16 protein-coding genes are annotated in these 13,852 nt (G+C 68.5%); 10 read left to right on the top strand and 6 right to left on the bottom strand.

Annotated features, from left to right (window positions below; genetic code table 11):
- Positions 1-85 precede the first annotated feature (85 nt).
- Complete coding sequence (locus ACFQVD_RS30220; protein WP_343961386.1) at positions 86-1,228, top strand: baeRF10 domain-containing protein; 1,143 nt, start codon at positions 86-88, stop codon at positions 1,226-1,228.
- Between the two features lie 65 nt (positions 1,229-1,293).
- Here ACFQVD_RS30220 and ACFQVD_RS30215 read toward each other — a convergent pair whose 3' ends face one another.
- Positions 1,294-1,494, bottom strand: a complete 201-nt coding sequence (locus tag ACFQVD_RS30215) for a DUF397 domain-containing protein (protein ID WP_343961388.1) — start codon at positions 1,492-1,494, stop codon at positions 1,294-1,296.
- Positions 1,491-2,324 (bottom strand): helix-turn-helix domain-containing protein, encoded by an 834-nt coding sequence (locus ACFQVD_RS30210; RefSeq protein ID WP_343961390.1) that lies wholly within the window; start codon positions 2,322-2,324, stop codon positions 1,491-1,493. Before ACFQVD_RS30210 ends, ACFQVD_RS30215 begins: the two co-directional genes overlap by 4 nt.
- 931 nt (positions 2,325-3,255) lie before the next feature.
- Here ACFQVD_RS30210 and ACFQVD_RS30205 point away from each other — a divergent pair.
- The 4 genes from ACFQVD_RS30205 (at position 3,256) to ACFQVD_RS30190 (ending at position 6,159) form a co-directional block, all read left to right on the top strand.
- Positions 3,256-3,495: a hypothetical protein gene (locus ACFQVD_RS30205; RefSeq protein WP_343961392.1), complete on the top strand. Its 240-nt coding sequence runs from the start codon at positions 3,256-3,258 to the stop codon at positions 3,493-3,495.
- Entirely contained in the window at positions 3,492-3,812 is a 321-nt protein-coding gene (locus ACFQVD_RS30200) for a hypothetical protein (RefSeq protein ID WP_343961394.1), read from the top strand. Before ACFQVD_RS30205 ends, ACFQVD_RS30200 begins: the two co-directional genes overlap by 4 nt.
- A gap of 548 nt (positions 3,813-4,360) precedes the next feature.
- Complete coding sequence (iscB, locus tag ACFQVD_RS30195) at positions 4,361-5,755, top strand: RNA-guided endonuclease IscB (RefSeq protein ID WP_343961396.1); 1,395 nt, start codon at positions 4,361-4,363, stop codon at positions 5,753-5,755.
- A gap of 8 nt (positions 5,756-5,763) precedes the next feature.
- Positions 5,764-6,159 (top strand): hypothetical protein, encoded by a 396-nt coding sequence (locus ACFQVD_RS30190; protein ID WP_343961398.1) that lies wholly within the window; start codon positions 5,764-5,766, stop codon positions 6,157-6,159.
- On the opposite strand, the gene ACFQVD_RS30185 is transcribed toward ACFQVD_RS30190, so the two are convergent.
- Together ACFQVD_RS30185 and ACFQVD_RS30180 are read right to left on the bottom strand one after the other, a co-directional pair.
- Positions 6,127-6,666, bottom strand: coding sequence for a YdeI/OmpD-associated family protein (locus tag ACFQVD_RS30185; protein ID WP_343961400.1), 540 nt, complete (start codon positions 6,664-6,666; stop codon positions 6,127-6,129). The two genes, ACFQVD_RS30190 and ACFQVD_RS30185, sit on opposite strands and share 33 nt — an antisense overlap.
- The gene (locus ACFQVD_RS30180) at positions 6,663-7,070 is read right to left on the bottom strand and encodes a VOC family protein (protein ID WP_343961402.1); all 408 of its coding nucleotides are present in this window, start codon (positions 7,068-7,070) and stop codon (positions 6,663-6,665) included. The genes ACFQVD_RS30185 and ACFQVD_RS30180 overlap by 4 nt, the downstream gene beginning before the upstream one ends.
- An 89-nt stretch (positions 7,071-7,159) precedes the next feature.
- Here ACFQVD_RS30180 and ACFQVD_RS30175 point away from each other — a divergent pair, with 89 nt between their 5' ends.
- Positions 7,160-8,110, top strand: a complete 951-nt coding sequence (locus ACFQVD_RS30175; protein WP_343961404.1) for a helix-turn-helix transcriptional regulator — start codon at positions 7,160-7,162, stop codon at positions 8,108-8,110.
- Between the two features lie 29 nt (positions 8,111-8,139).
- Here the strand turns inward: ACFQVD_RS30175 and ACFQVD_RS30170 are convergent, their stop codons facing one another.
- Complete coding sequence (locus ACFQVD_RS30170; RefSeq protein WP_343961407.1) at positions 8,140-8,733, bottom strand: TetR/AcrR family transcriptional regulator; 594 nt, start codon at positions 8,731-8,733, stop codon at positions 8,140-8,142.
- Positions 8,734-8,934: 201 nt separating this feature from the next.
- Here ACFQVD_RS30170 and ACFQVD_RS30165 point away from each other — a divergent pair, with 201 nt between their 5' ends.
- Both ACFQVD_RS30165 and ACFQVD_RS30160 read left to right on the top strand, forming a co-directional pair.
- Positions 8,935-9,312, top strand: coding sequence for a pyridoxamine 5'-phosphate oxidase family protein (locus ACFQVD_RS30165; RefSeq protein ID WP_343961408.1), 378 nt, complete (start codon positions 8,935-8,937; stop codon positions 9,310-9,312).
- Positions 9,313-9,323: 11 nt separating this feature from the next.
- Entirely contained in the window at positions 9,324-10,190 is an 867-nt protein-coding gene (locus ACFQVD_RS30160) for a haloalkane dehalogenase (protein WP_343961410.1), read from the top strand.
- Positions 10,191-10,399: 209 nt separating this feature from the next.
- Here ACFQVD_RS30160 and ACFQVD_RS30155 read toward each other — a convergent pair whose 3' ends face one another.
- Positions 10,400-11,545, bottom strand: coding sequence for a methyltransferase (locus ACFQVD_RS30155; RefSeq protein WP_343961412.1), 1,146 nt, complete (start codon positions 11,543-11,545; stop codon positions 10,400-10,402).
- A 413-nt stretch (positions 11,546-11,958) separates the two neighbouring features.
- Here ACFQVD_RS30155 and ACFQVD_RS30150 point away from each other — a divergent pair, with 413 nt between their 5' ends.
- Complete coding sequence (locus tag ACFQVD_RS30150) at positions 11,959-13,617, top strand: MFS transporter (protein WP_343961414.1); 1,659 nt, start codon at positions 11,959-11,961, stop codon at positions 13,615-13,617.
- A 31-nt stretch (positions 13,618-13,648) separates the two neighbouring features.
- The gene (locus tag ACFQVD_RS30145) at positions 13,649-13,846 is read left to right on the top strand and encodes a tautomerase family protein (RefSeq protein WP_343961416.1); all 198 of its coding nucleotides are present in this window, start codon (positions 13,649-13,651) and stop codon (positions 13,844-13,846) included.
- The last annotated feature ends 6 nt before the right edge of the window (positions 13,847-13,852 follow it).

Raw genomic sequence — 13,852 nt, 5'->3', positions numbered from 1 at the left:
GGTCGAGATCCACGGGCCCGGTGGCGGACCGTCCACGACCACCTCCTGAAGCTCAAGCATCCGACCGCCGTGACGAGGACATCGCATGATCACCAAAGGCACTGTCGACCGCCTCATCCGCTTCGACAGCGGAGGTCTGCCGGTTCTCTCCATGTACGTCGCCATCGGCTTTGACGAGTTCGAGGCCGTCCGTACCCGGGTGAACAGCCTCGTCACCCAGATCCGCCCGCTCACCGAGGACCAGTCGCTCGACCGGCGGGCACGACTCTCGTTGCGGCAGGACATCGAACGCATCGAGGGCATACCGGAGCTCGGGCGGGGCACGGTCGGCGCCGTCGCGGTGTTCGCGTGCGGCGAGGGCGACCTGTTCGAGGTCGTGTCGCTCCCGCGCAAGGTGCGCGACCAGGTCGTGGTGGACCAGACTCCGTACGTCCGTCCCATGCTCGCGGTGCTCGACGAGTACCACCGCTGCTGCGTCCTGGTCGTCGACAAGGAGTCGGCCCGCGCGTGGGAGTTGTACCAGAAGGAGATGCGCGAGATCGGCGAGGTGCGAGGGAGCGTCCTGCGCAAGCCCGACTACGGCGGCTGGGCCGGTTTCGCCGAGTACACGGTCCGCAACAAGGCCGATGACCTGGCCAAACGCCACTATCGCCAGACCGTGGGTCTGCTCGACAGACTCTTCCGCACCGAGAACTACGACCTGCTGGTCATCGGTGGCCAGCGCAATGAGGTCACCGTCTTCCTGGACTTCCTGCCGCACCGGCTGCGCCCGAAGGTCGCGGGCGTCTTCAACGTCGACATGGGCAAGGTGGCGACGTCCGAGGACATCCGGGAGAGCGCCGAGCGCATCGTCGCCGACTACGAACGCGCGGAGGAACGCCGTCTGGTGCAGGAGGTCTTCGAGAAGGCCGCCGTCGGCGGCAACGCCGCGATAGGGATCGACGAATGCCTGTGGGGCGGCACCACCGCCGCGATCGGCACCCTGCTCATCCAGGACGGTGCCGAGGTCCCCGGCGTGGTCTGCGACGAGTCCGGCTGGCTGGCCCGCTCCGGCCAGAGCTGTCCGCTCTGCGGCGGTGCCACCCGCCAGGTCCCCGACGTCCTCGACGAGCTGACCGAAACGGTCATCAACGAAGGCGGCTCCGTCGAACACGTCGTCGTCGACACCCAACTGAAAGACCACATCACAGCCGCCGCCCTCCGCTTCCCGCTGCCGCCGAGACCCTGACGGGAACCCACGGAACCGCTCACAGGCGAGGGGTCGTGTCGCCGCGCAGGTTTCTCGGTGTCGGGTCAGATTTCTCCGTTGCGGATGCCCGTCAGGAAGTTGCCCCAGGCCGCTGGGGAGAAGGCCAGCACTGGGCCCGATGGGTTCTTGCTGTCCCGGACGGCAACGATACCGGCCAGGTTCGTGGCTACCTCGATGCAGTCATTGTTGCCGCCGCTGAGGCTGGACTTGCGGAAATCAGCGGCAGACAGGTCTGGGGAGATCATGCGTTGCTCCTCATCGCAGCTATGCGTGTTGCGGACTCCTGGGGGGACAAGCACGCGCCGGCGAGGCGCTCGAACATGAGCATAAGCCTGCGGACCTGATCCGCCGCCTCCACATAGACCTCACCGGCCGGGCATTCTGCGTATCCGATATCGGGATCTTCGTCGCCGAAGCCGAGAACGGAGAAGGCTCCTTCCAGTCCGGTATGTGCACCGTTCGCGAGCGGCAGGACCTGGACGGTGATGTTAGGCCAATCCATGATTCGAAGAATGTCGCCAAGCTGGTCGGCCATGATCCCGGGCGTACCGATAGGTCGGTTCAGAGCACCCTCATCCATGAGGACATGTAGCACGGATGTTTTTGATCCAAGAAGGTTGATCTTTCGTGCCATACGGGCATCCACGCGGCGGTCAAGCTCGGTGCTGGTCAGGTTCGGCCAGGCGGCTCGGATGATCTCGCGGGCGTAGTCCTCACTCTGCAACAGCCCTGGAACCACGAGCGGTTCCCATTTGCGAACGACGATCGCCTCTGCCTCGAACTCGATGTAGCTGCCGGTGAACACGTCCGAGTAGGCCGTCCACCAGCCGCGTCGGGTCACCTCCCGGGCGAGTTGCACTGCGGCGTCGGCGGTGGCCTGGTCTACGCAGTACAGGTGGCAGATGGCCGCCACATCCTCGGTCGCCGGAGCGATCTTGCCGGTCTCGAACCGGTTGAGCTTCGACCTGGACCAGCCAAGTTGCTCGGCGGCGGCCTCGGTCGTCAGGCCGGTGGTCGCGCGCAGGGTGCGCAGCTCACGCGACAGACGGCGTAGACGGACCGTGGAGTGCTTCATGCGGTCAGTTTGCCGCAGCTCAATCGGTTCCTCCTGCTCAACGCAACAAATATGTGCGATGGGGTTGCCAGCCTGAGAATCTCACTGCATCATGATGCTCGTCACTTAGAGTAGGGAAATTCGAACAGTCGGTGACGGGTCTGCGCTCCGTGCTGACGCAAGCAGCCTTGACACAAATCGGGCTCGTCAGCGGTGTGGGCCACCGTCGACGAGCCCTTGATCAGGAAGGCGCTCCCGACCCATGGCCAGACCCAGTGCCCCACTTCTCGACTCGCAGACGGCAAGGGAACGCTGCGGTTGCTTCGTCAATGCGGCGCTGATGCCGATGGGCTGTGCCGTCTGCGGGCATGCCCCCTACGCGCACGGTTGCTCCGACCGGCCCGCCGATCACGAGTATGCCCAGCCCTCCGGTGCGTTGATGGCCATCCGTCTGGAGGCCCGCCGCACCGGAGACCGTTGCCTGTCCTGCTTCGAACCGCCCGTGGCACCGGCTGACGAGGCTGTGCCTGCAGCGGATCAGCGGTCGGGCGAGCAGACCTCGGCTGAGGCGGCGGCTTCGGTGCCCGCGCGGTGGTCTGCTGAGCAGGCCCCTGCCGAGGTGATTCCGCCGGTGCCCGTCCAGCGTCGTCCCGAACGGCCCCCGGTCATCGAGCCCGCCCCGCCGGTGCGGACGCCCTGCCGCCTTCGTCCGGTGCTCCCGTCCAGGTCCGCCCACCCCCGGCCGCCCCGGCTTGGCCACCGGCGTCGTCTCGCGCCTCGCGCCTCGCGAACGGCCACCCGCGCTCTGCGATGCGCGCTGGTCACCCCGTCTTCGTACCGGCCATCCGGCCCGTACGACGTACCTCTCCACGTCCTTGTCCGCTGTACAAAGCGGGCCCGTCCACCGCTGCGAACGACCGGACGGGCCCTTGATCGGATGGAGGTCCAATCAGTGAATGATGTTAGATCCACCCACCCCGAACCCACCATCCCCGGTTGGCGGCTGATTCTCAGCGATGCCGGACGGCTGTGGGCCAGCCGTGAGGAGCCTTTCTGCGCCCTCGCCTTCCACGCCGGGGCCGAACGCACCGTCGACGCCGACTCCCTGGAGGCGCTGCGGGTCGAGACCGACCGGCAGGAGACCATCGCCAAGCAGGCACGGGAACAGGCCGCGGGGTGGGTGATCTCATGATCCGCCGCTGCCTGGCCACCGCCCGTGGCCGCCACCGCGACGGCCTGACCGCCGCTCCCGTGCCGCACTACACCTGGGACCACGAGGCCCGTGCCGAGGCGGCGATGCTGGAGATCACCTGGCCGGGCTGGGCCGTGCTCTACGGCACCGGCAGCCGTCTCTTCCACGCCATCGCCACCTGGCCTACTCCGGAACCGCTGCTCATCTGCGACCGTACGGTCGAGGGCCTGAAGGCACAGATGCGCGAGGCCGAGATGACCGCCCTCCTCCACCGCTGGGCACCCGCCCTCACCTCGGCCATCACCGGCCACCTCTGAACAGGCACGGCGGCCCTCCCTGCCACGGTTTAGGCCGCCGTGCCGTCATCAACGCACCCCGTATGGGTGTGACAAGGCACCCGTACGGTGCGTGATGTCGTGTGAGGTAAGGCGAAGCAGTGACGGATTCAAGAGGCCGAGGGAAAAGGGTGGTTGATTACTAACCGTAAGTGATACTTCTCGATGCGTTGCCCGTGCGGGAAGCATTAGCGCAGGGTACACCTGACACCGTCCGATCCGAGCTGTCAACGACCCCGGCCTGAAGGCCGGGGCTTGAGGTGCAGCACTGCGCACCTCAAGCCCCATGTTGACCAGCCCCAGCCATCACGAACTGGAGGTGCAACCCAGATGGCTACGTTGAACACACGCCGGCAGACCGACTCCGGAGTGCTTCCTCAGCTCCGGACCCTCGAATCCACGTCAGCAGACACCCCCGGGGTGGGGACGAAACGGGACGTGGACGCCGCAAGGCAACGGGTGTTCAACCTGGGCGAGGGGAGACCGGTCCGGCCGCACCGCCGCACCGGCGTCACCCCGAGGACGCTTCGGTGTCCGAGGGAGCGAACCGTGAGGTTCACCCGGCCGTGTTCGTCCTGGACAAGCGCGGCCACCCGCTCGACCCCTGCCACCCCGCCCGCGCCCGTCGCCTGCTCGCGGCCGGGCGGGCGGTGGTGGTGCGCCATACCCCGTTCGTCATCCGCCTCAAGGACCGGTCGGTAGCCGATTCCACCGTGACAGGCGTGCAGGTCGGTATCGACCCCGGCTCCAAGCACACCGGCCTGGCCGTGTTCACCGACCACGGCGGGAGCCGGGCCGGACGGTATGCGATCCAGCTCGGCCACCGAGGCGCAGCGATCCGCGACAAGCTCATCGCCCGCTCGCAGTATCGGCGTCGGCGCCGCGGTAAAAACCTGCGTTACCGCGCGCCCCGTTTCTCCAACCGCACCAAGCCGAAGGGGTGGCTCGCGCCGTCGCTGCGCCACCGCGTCGACACCACCATGTCGCAGGTGGCCCGGCTCACCCGTTGGGCGCCGGTCGTTGCCGTGCACGTGGAGCGGGTCTCCTTCGACACGCACGCCCTGTCGGCCGGGCGGCCGCTCGAAGGGGTGGAGTACCAGCAGGGCACCCTCGCCGGGTACGAGGTTCGCGAATACCTGCTGGCCAAGTGGGGGCGGGTGTGCGCGTACTGCGGCAAGCAGGACGTGCCGTTGAACCTCGACCACCTCCACCCGCGTTCCCGGGGCGACTCGGACCGGATCAGCAACCTGACCCTGGCGTGCATCGGCTGCAACCAGGCGAAGAACGCCACCCCGATCGAGGAGTTCCTCAACGGCAGGCCCGCCTTCCTGGCGAAGATCCTCAAGCAGGCGAAGGCTCCGCTGCGCGACGCAGCCGCCGTCAACGCCACCCGGTGGGCACTGTGGCGGGCACTGGAAGCGACCGGTCTGTCCGTTCACACTGCCTCGGGCGGTCGTACGAAGTGGAACCGCTCTCGCACCGGCGCCGCCAAGTCGCACACGTTGGACGCGTTGCACGTCGGCGAACTGGATAGTGTGACCGCCTGGCCGCCGGTGGTCTTGGCGGTCACGGCGACCGGTCGCGGCACCTACGCCCGTACCCGCACCGACCGCTACGGTTTCCCCCGGCTGCGGCTGCCCCGGACCAAGCAGGTCAAGGGGTTCGCCACCGGCGACCTGGTCCGCGCCGTCGTACCGAGCGGCAAGAAGGCCGGGGTCCACTCCGGCCGTGTCGCGGTCCGAACCACCGGCAGTTTCAACATCACCACCCGGCACGGCACGGTGCAGGGCATCGGCCACCGCCACATCCGGCTGCTCCAACGAGCAGACGGCTACGGCTACACCATCCACCCAGAAACGCGGCACCGTGCCGCGTTTCCTCCCGGCCATGAAGGACCGGGTCTCCACGCTGGAGGTAATTGGTGAAGTACGCAATGAAGGTCGCACTGTCGGTTCGCGGTGATTTCGATGATCTGGGTGATCTTGCCGAGGGCATCGCCGATGAGCTCGCCGGCCTGCAGGACTGCAACGAGTCTCTGCTCGACTTCGCCTTCGGCTCTGATGCGACAGACAGCACCGTTGAGTTCGAGCTCACAGTCGAGGCCGGCAGTGTCGACGAAACCGTCGAGGTGGGCGGGAGCTGGCTTCGCACTGCGGATCCATGCCACCGGCGGCTGCACACCCGGCTGGGAGGATTGCGGCCCACGAGAGCACGCCCTGGTCTACGAACTCGACGACACCGGGGTCAACGTAAGACCCCTGGAGCGCATCCGGTAGAGGTCGGAACGGGTGACGATTCACTCCAGCAGGCCGGAGATCGTCTTCTGTAGGCGGGCCATGCGTCCGGCCGGGGTTCTGGTCTTCAGCAGGGGCAGGATCAGCAGGTAGCGGCCGGTCTTGTCGAGGGACTCGAAGCGGGCGGCGGCCCGCGGGTCGGCCGCCAGTGCCTCGGCCAGGTCGGGCGGGACGGTGGCGTCGCGCTGGGCGGGGTAGGCCGCCGCCCACCGGCCGTCCGCCTGGGCGGCGGCGACCTCCGCCAGGCCGGGCGGCCGCATCCGTCCGGCGGCGGTCAGTGCCTCCACATGCTCGACGTTCACTCGCGACCAGGGGCTGCCCTTGCGGCGGCGCGAGTACCGTTGCAGGAAGCAGTGCTCGTCGTAGGACTTGCGGTGGCTGTCGATCCAGCCGTAGCAGAGCGCGACCTGCAGCGCCTGCCCGATCGTGATCAACGCTTCGGCCGATCCCTTCCTGGCGATCTTCAGCCAGACGCCGCCCTCGGACTCGTGGTGCTCGGCCAGCCACGACTCCCACCGGGCGGCGTCCGCGAAGTGCATCATCGGCCCAGGATCTCCAGGTAGTGCCGGTTGTACATGATGCCCAGCACGTTGCCGAACGGGTCGACCACGGACGCGGTGACGAAACCGGGGCCGTACTCGGTGAGTGGCGTGTGCGGCGTGGCCCCCAAGGACAGCAGCCGGTCCAGGGTGGCCCGTACGTCGTCCACGTGCCAGTGGACGATCGCGCCCCCCGGGGCGGCGGGTGCGCCCGGCGGGGCGTAACGCCGGTCGATGAGGCCGAGTTCGGCCTGGTAGTCGCCGATCCTGAACTCGTAGTAGGCGGCCGGCTGCCCGTTGCCCGGACGCTCGAAGTACGGCTCGACGTCCAGCAGTTCGACGTACCACTTCTTGGCGGCCTCCAGGTCGTCGGCCCAGAAGCTGACGGTGGCCAGTCCTCGCAACATCGGCGGTTCCCTCTTTCAGTCGGTGACAGTGACCATGTTCCGCTCCAAAGTGCTCACCAATTGAGCACTTTGTTGGAGAAAATGGGAACATGCGCGCTGATCGTCTCGTCGCCACCCTCCTGCTCATGCAGGCCCGCGGGCGGGTGACCGCCGCCGAGCTGGCCGCCGAGCTGGAGGTGTCCGTCGCCACCGCCCGCCGCGATCTGGAGGCGCTGTCCGCGGCCGGCATCCCGGTGTATCCGCAGCCCGGACGGGGCGGCGGCTGGTCGCTCGTCGGTGGCGCCCGCACCGATCTCAGTGGCCTGTCGGCGACCGAGGCGCAGGCGCTGTTCCTGCTCGTCGGCCCGGCCGCGGCGGTCTCGGGTGAGGCCAAGGCGGCACTGCGCAAACTCGTGCGGGCACTGCCGCGGACCTTCCGGGCCGACGCCGAGGCCGCCGCCGACGCCACGATGATCGACTCTGCCCGGTGGGGCGAGCGTGATCGCCGTCGGCCCGAGCTGGTCGACCTGCTGCAGACCGCCGTGATCCGCCGGCGAAAAGTCCGCCTGACCTATGTCGACAGCGCCCGGGAGCGGACCGAACGGCTGGTCGACCCGTGGGGTCTGGTCGACAAGGACGACATCTGGTACCTGCTCGCCGGGACCGAACGAGGGCGGCGGACCTTCCGCGTCGACCGGATCGTCGGGGCCGAGCCGACCGAACAGCCCGCCGAGCGCCCGGACGACTTCACGCTCGCCACCGCGTGGCGACAGGTCGTCGGCGAGGTGGAGCGACGGCGGTCACGTACCTGGGCGACCGTGCTCATCGAGGCCAGGTTCGTGCCGGTGCTGCGAACGCACTTCGGGCGGCACTGCCACATCGACGCCGAACTCGACCAGGGGCGTGTCCGGGTCCGCCTCGGCGCGCCGACCTCGCTGGACATCGCCCGGCACCTGGCCGGCTGGGGCGCGATGGTCGAGGTGGTCGAACCGTGCTCCGTCCAGGCCGAGCTGGCCCGGATCGGCGCCGAGCTCGCCGGCCGCTACACCGGCGGGCACTGACCCGGGGTTCGGCCTTGGGCCGGCGTGCGTCATGCCAGGCCGTCGAGCTCGCGAACGAGGCGGGCGCCCTCCCGAGTCATGATCTCCGGGTCGCGCAGCGCATTGGAGAGCAGGGACATGCCCTGGTAGGCGCCGACGAACGTCAGCGCGAGGCCCTCGGGGTCGGCCATGCCCATCTGGCGGTACTGCTGTTCCACCCAGTCCAGCAGCCGGCGGATGGCATGGCCCGCCGCGACGTCGAGGCCACTCTCGGTGCGTTTGTCGAGTTCGACGGCAAGGGTGCCGGTGGGACAGCCGTAGCGGGCCGTGATGTCGCGCTGGCCGACCCACGCGTTCACAAGGCCCTTGAGGCGTTCGCGCGGGTCGGGGAGCTGGTCGAGCCGGCCGGTGAGGGCCTCCAGGTTTTTGGTGTGCTCGGAGAGGGCGGCCTCGACCAGTTCGTCCTTGGTCTTGAAGTAGTAGTACACGTTGCCCGCCGGGACGTCGGCGGCGCGGGCGATGTCGGCGATGGTCGTGCGTTCCACGCCCTGCTCGTGCAGGACCCGGGCGGTGGCCGCCATCAGTCGCTGCCGCTTACCGGCGGCCTTCGGCCGAGAGGGCGGGGAATCCATTGAGTTAGTCACCCGACTAACTATAGACAGCCAACGATCTGGCTGTGCTACCGTCTCACTCGACAAAGTTAGTCAACTAACTTACTTCTGAGTCGGGGAGATCGACATGATCGTGGTAACGGGTGCGACCGGGAAAGTCGAACGTGTCCTGGGCCGGGCGCCGGGCACCTTCGCCGCCTGGGCCGAGCGCAGCGTGGCAGCCTTCCGGTGAGCATGGCGGTCGAGGATTTCCTCGCCGAACCGCACGTGGCCACCCTGACCACCCTGCGTCCCGACGGCTCGCCGCACGTGGTCGCGGTGCGCTTCACCTGGGACGGTCAGGCGGGGCTGGCCCGTGTCCTGACCGTCGACACCACTCGCAAGGCCAGGAACCTCATCACCGGGCCGGGCGGGCGCGCGGCGCTCTGCCAGGCGGTGGGGTTCCGGTGGGTGACGCTCGAAGGACTCGCCACCGTGCACGACGCACCCGGGCGAGTGGCCGAAGGCGCACGCCGTTACACCGCGCGCTATGGGGCGCCGCCGCCCGCTCCGCAGGGCCGCGTGGTCATCGAGATCGCGGTCGATCGCATCACCCGGCTCAACCTCCGATAAAGGAACGCATCATGCCTGTTCAGCACATCCTCGGCTCGACCATGTACTACCGGGAGTCCGGCACCGGGGTGCCGGTCGTCTTCCTGCACGGCAACCCGACCTCGTCGTACCTGTGGCGGGACGTCATACCGGCCGTAGGATCCGGACGGCTGCTGGCCCCCGACCTCATCGGTATGGGCGAGTCGGGCAAACCCGATATCGACTACACCTTCACTGACCACGCCCGCTACCTGGACGCCTGGTTCGACGCGCTCGACCTTCAGGACGTGGTGCTGGTCGGGCATGACTGGGGTGGCGCCCTGGCCTTCGACTGGGCCGCGCGCCACCCGCACCGGGTACGCGGCATCGCGTTCACCGAGACCATCGTCAAGCCGATGGCCTGGGAGGAGTTTCCCGAAGGCGGACGGCGGCTGTTCCAGGCGATCAAGACAGCCGGCATCGGCGAAGCCATGATCCTCGACGACAACGCCTTCATCGAGCAGGCCCTGCCCGGCACCGTCGCCACGGCGCTCACCCAGGGCGACCTCGACGTCTACCGCAAGCCGTATCCGACCCGGGAGAGCAGGCTGCCGCTCCTGCAGTGGCCGCGCTCGATGCCGCTGGGCGGTGAGCCCGCCGACGTCGTGGCCAGGATCGAGGCGTACGACCGGTGGTTGAAGGCCGGCACGGACGTGCCCAAGCTACTGCTCACGTTCGCGCCCGGGCCGGGGGCGATGATGCACGAGGACATCATCGCGTGGTGCGCGGCGAACATCGCCGACCTGGAGATCGAACACTCCGAGGCCGTCGCCGGGCATCACACGCCGGAGGACCAGCCCGTGTTGATCGCCGCGGCCATATCGGCCTGGGCGGACAGACATGGCCTTCGCCTCTTGTGAAACGCGATCCTTGAGGGGGCCGACGGCAGTGTAGAAATCCCCAGCGGCGACCGAGACATGGTTCTTCGGTGCCTTCGAAGGCCTCGATGACGAGGCCGGACGGCACTCCGTCGACATCGTGCCTAAGGGCCGGACGGCGATGTCGTCGAAGCAGAGGCCGGGGAGCGTGCCGAGCCACAGGTTCCACCGTTCCTGCGCGGCGTTGGCGGTCAGCGCTTGACGGCTCGCAGTACGACGAACCTGGGATCGCTCGCGGCGACCTCGCAGTTGCCGAAGAGGCGGCGCAGTTTCGCGTGGTAGCCGAGGTGCCGGTTGCCGACCACCCACAGCTCGCCGCCGCGGCGGAGCGCGGCGCGGGAGCCGTTGAACATGCGCCAGGCCGTCGCGTCGGTCGTCGCGCGGTGTGTGTGGAACGGCGGGTTGTTCAGCACCAGGTCCACCGTCCCCGCCGGTACGCCCGACAGGCCGTCGGCCGCCAGGAACTCCGCGGTGGTGCCGGAGGCCACGTTCGCCCGGAAGGTGGCCTCCGCCGAGGCCAGCGCCTGGTAGGACTCGTCGATGAACGTCACCTGGGCTTCGGGGTTTCCCAGTGCTGCGGCGAGCCCGACCACCCCGTTGCCGCAGCCCAGGTCGACGACGTGTTCGGGTCCACGGCGCCGCGGCAGGTTCTTCAGGAAGAAGCGGGTGCCGACGTCGAGGCGGTCGGCGCAGAAGATGCCCGCGTGGTTGGTGACGGTCAGGCCCGAGACGGCTCCGATCCCGGTGGGCAGCGGGTAGCTTCGCGGCCACGGGTTGTCGCCCCGGGGAAGCCCGGGGTCCGGTGTGCAGAAGATGAGCCGCGCCTTCTTCGCCGCCAGCGACGTCCTGGTCGGCCCGAGGATCCGTTCGAACAGGCTCAGCGTCGAGGTGTGGATCTCGGCGACCATCCCGGCGCCGACGACCACCGTGCCGGAATGCACGTGCGGTGCGAGGCGGTGCAACTGGTCCTCAAGGAGTGCGAGGCTCTTGGGCACCCGGATGAGCAGCACGTCGATCCGGTCCGGCGGCGCGTCCCCGGTGGTGCGGAGCCGTATCGCCTCCCCGGCGACCTTGTTGCGCTCCAGGTTCGCCAGGGTCGCCTGCCGGCCGAGGAAGGAGTCGGTGATCTGCACGGGACGGTGATCGGCGAGCGCGGTGACCAGGGCGCCCCACCGGTCGCCCAGCACGACCACGGTGCCCGACAGGTCCGTCTGCTCGTCGTCGAGGTGCCGCAGCAGGTACTCGTCGGCGGCGTCCCAGGCGCGAAACGGGTCGCGGGGATCCTCGGGGAAGCGGGTGAGGTCGAACTCACCTCTCGACGTCGTGAAACGGTTCATCGCGCCTTAGGCTAGCGACTCACGCGATGAGCTGGTCACATCCCCACACTGCCGGGACCGGTCGACCCTGCCCGCTGCTCTCCCGTGGACATGACCCGCGCCCTTTCACGGTCGACCCGGCCGTCGTTCCGATCTTCGGGATTCCCCTGGGAAGAGCGACCAGTCCTCGGCGATGGGGTGGCGCGTGGCACGGGCCGACTCCGCCGCGCGCCACGCCTCGACGGCCCGATCGACCGTCCACGTGTTCGCCGTCATGGTGGCCGACCGTGGACCGTGGCGGGCACGACTTCCAGGGTATTCCCACACACCGGAAATCAGGTGGTTGCTTCCGTCACCGCCGGTTCTACGGTCGCTCCAACCCGCCGTCGTGCCCCGAGGTGGGGGGAAGCATTTCAGGCTGGAGGAAACCGCCGATGAACAAACAAGAACTCAAGGTAGTCGGTGCGTCGGCCATAGGTACGGCGTTTGAATGGTACGACTTCTTTCTGTACGCGGCACTCGTCCCCGTAATCGGCAGCAACTTCTTCAGCGGCTACGGCGCGACGGCGCAGACCGTGTTCGCGCTGCTGACCTTCGCCGCAGGGTTCATCGTCCGCCCGATCGGCGCGCTGGTGTTCGCGCGGATCACCGACCTGGTCGGCCGCAAGGTCGTGTTCCTGATGACGCTGGTGCTGATGGGCGTCTCGACGGTCGCCGTCGGCCTGCTGCCCACCGCGGACTCGATCGGCATCCTGGCCCCGATCCTGCTGGTGACCTGCCGCATCCTGCAGGGACTCGCGGTCAGCGGCGAGTTCGGCGCCGCGGTCACCTACGTCTCCGAGTACGCCCCCCCGCGGCAGCGCGGGTTCTTCGTCGGCTGGCTGACCGGCACCACGGCGCTCGCCTTCAGCCTGTCGCTGGGCGTGCAACTGCTGGTGCAGACCATCGTGGGCGCGGACGCCTTCGAGCAGTGGGGCTGGCGGGTGCCGTTCATCATCTCCGTCGTGCCGCTCGTGCTTTCGGTGTGGATCCGCAGCAAGCTGAACGAGAGCCCGCTGTTCCTGAAGATGAAGAAGGAGGGCACCCGGACCAAGGCGCCGCTGCGCGAGGCGTTCGGCTCGCGGGCACGGGTGCGCATGGTGGCGATCGTGTTCGTGATGGCCGCGGCGCAGTCGTTCATCGGTTACCTGTCCACCGTGTACATGGTGACCACGATGAAGACCTACCTCAAGACCGACGCTTTCACGGTCAACGCGATCTTCATGGTGATCATGCTGATCGGGTTCTTCCTGTGCGTTCTCGCCTGCTGGGTGTCCGACAGGATCGGGCGACGGCCGGTGCTGTTCGCCGGGCTCGGGCTGGCCGCGGTGCTCGCGTTCCCCATCACCGGCGCCATCGTCTCGACGGCGAACCCGGAGCTCGCGCGGGCACAGGAGACGGTGTCGGTCACCATCCAGGCCGACCCGGCCGAGTGTTCCTTCCAGTTCAATCCCGCGGGCACCGCCACGTTCACCTCCGACTGTGACCAGGCGCGGAACGTGCTCCAGTCCAACTCGGTCACCTTCGACCGGCAGGACGCCATCGGCACCACCAAGGTCCTCGTGAACGACACCGAGGTCCTCGGCGGTCCGCAGATGAAGGACGAACTACTGGCGGCGCTCAAGACGGCCGGGTACCCGGTCGACGGATCGGCCAACACGATCAAGATCACCGGCATCGGGGATTTCTTCGACGGGCCCGTCCTCACCGTCGCGCTGCTGCTCCTCGCACTGGTCGCGTTCGCGCAGATGGCTCAGGGGCCGGCCGCGACGGCGATGGCGGAGGTGTTCCCGACCCGCGTACGCGCCACCGCCCTCTCGATCCCCTACCAGCTCGGCGTCGGCATGTTCGGCGGGCTGCTGCCGGCGACGATGGTCGCGATCGGGGCCGAAGTGGGCAGCATCACCACCGCCCTGTGGTACCCGGTCGGCGCCATGGCGCTGGGCCTGCTGGTCCTGGTGTTCACCCTGCCGGAGACCAAGGGCGTGGACCTCGCCGAGGTGCGACTGGCCGGTGACACGGCCGAGGAACCCCTCGTACGCCAGGACAGCTGACCGTCCCACCCCAACCAGAAGGGAAGCCATCATGCCGATCATCGACGTCTCACTGCTGACCGGCCGTACCGAGTCCGAGCTGCGCGAGATGATCTCGGCCGTGCACGACGCGGTCGTGCGCAGCCTCGGGGTCCCGTCCGAGTCGGTGCGGGTCCTGGTGCGCGAGCTGCCGCCGACCCACTGGGCCGCGGACGGCGAGACGATCGCGGAGCGCAGGGCGCGCTCGTAGAAAGCA

Origin of the sequence: Streptosporangium amethystogenes subsp. fukuiense, assembly GCF_042665875.1 — a bacterium.
Taxonomy (GTDB): domain Bacteria; phylum Actinomycetota; class Actinomycetes; order Streptosporangiales; family Streptosporangiaceae; genus Streptosporangium; species Streptosporangium fukuiense.
This window is presented reverse-complemented; position numbering and strand designations above follow the sequence as displayed.

What these genes read in the sequence shown, in the direction of transcription:
- ACFQVD_RS30175 (WP_343961404.1), top strand. Translation starts at nt 7,160, where the DNA reads ATGCGCGCTGATCGTCTCGTCGCCACCCTCCTGCTCATGCAGGCCCGC.
- ACFQVD_RS30160 (WP_343961410.1), top strand. Translation starts at nt 9,324, where the DNA reads ATGCCTGTTCAGCACATCCTCGGCTCGACCATGTACTACCGGGAGTCC.
- ACFQVD_RS30165 (WP_343961408.1), top strand. Translation starts at nt 8,935, where the DNA reads ATGGCGGTCGAGGATTTCCTCGCCGAACCGCACGTGGCCACCCTGACC.
- ACFQVD_RS30190 (WP_343961398.1), top strand. Translation starts at nt 5,764, where the DNA reads ATGAAGGTCGCACTGTCGGTTCGCGGTGATTTCGATGATCTGGGTGAT.
- ACFQVD_RS30200 (WP_343961394.1), top strand. Translation starts at nt 3,492, where the DNA reads ATGATCCGCCGCTGCCTGGCCACCGCCCGTGGCCGCCACCGCGACGGC.
- ACFQVD_RS30185 (WP_343961400.1), bottom strand. Translation starts at nt 6,666, where the DNA reads ATGATGCACTTCGCGGACGCCGCCCGGTGGGAGTCGTGGCTGGCCGAG.
- ACFQVD_RS30215 (WP_343961388.1), bottom strand. Translation starts at nt 1,494, where the DNA reads ATGATCTCCCCAGACCTGTCTGCCGCTGATTTCCGCAAGTCCAGCCTC.
- ACFQVD_RS30180 (WP_343961402.1), bottom strand. Translation starts at nt 7,070, where the DNA reads ATGTTGCGAGGACTGGCCACCGTCAGCTTCTGGGCCGACGACCTGGAG.
- ACFQVD_RS30210 (WP_343961390.1), bottom strand. Translation starts at nt 2,324, where the DNA reads ATGAAGCACTCCACGGTCCGTCTACGCCGTCTGTCGCGTGAGCTGCGC.
- ACFQVD_RS30150 (WP_343961414.1), top strand. Translation starts at nt 11,959, where the DNA reads ATGAACAAACAAGAACTCAAGGTAGTCGGTGCGTCGGCCATAGGTACG.
- ACFQVD_RS30220 (WP_343961386.1), top strand. Translation starts at nt 86, where the DNA reads ATGATCACCAAAGGCACTGTCGACCGCCTCATCCGCTTCGACAGCGGA.
- ACFQVD_RS30145 (WP_343961416.1), top strand. Translation starts at nt 13,649, where the DNA reads ATGCCGATCATCGACGTCTCACTGCTGACCGGCCGTACCGAGTCCGAG.
- ACFQVD_RS30155 (WP_343961412.1), bottom strand. Translation starts at nt 11,545, where the DNA reads ATGAACCGTTTCACGACGTCGAGAGGTGAGTTCGACCTCACCCGCTTC.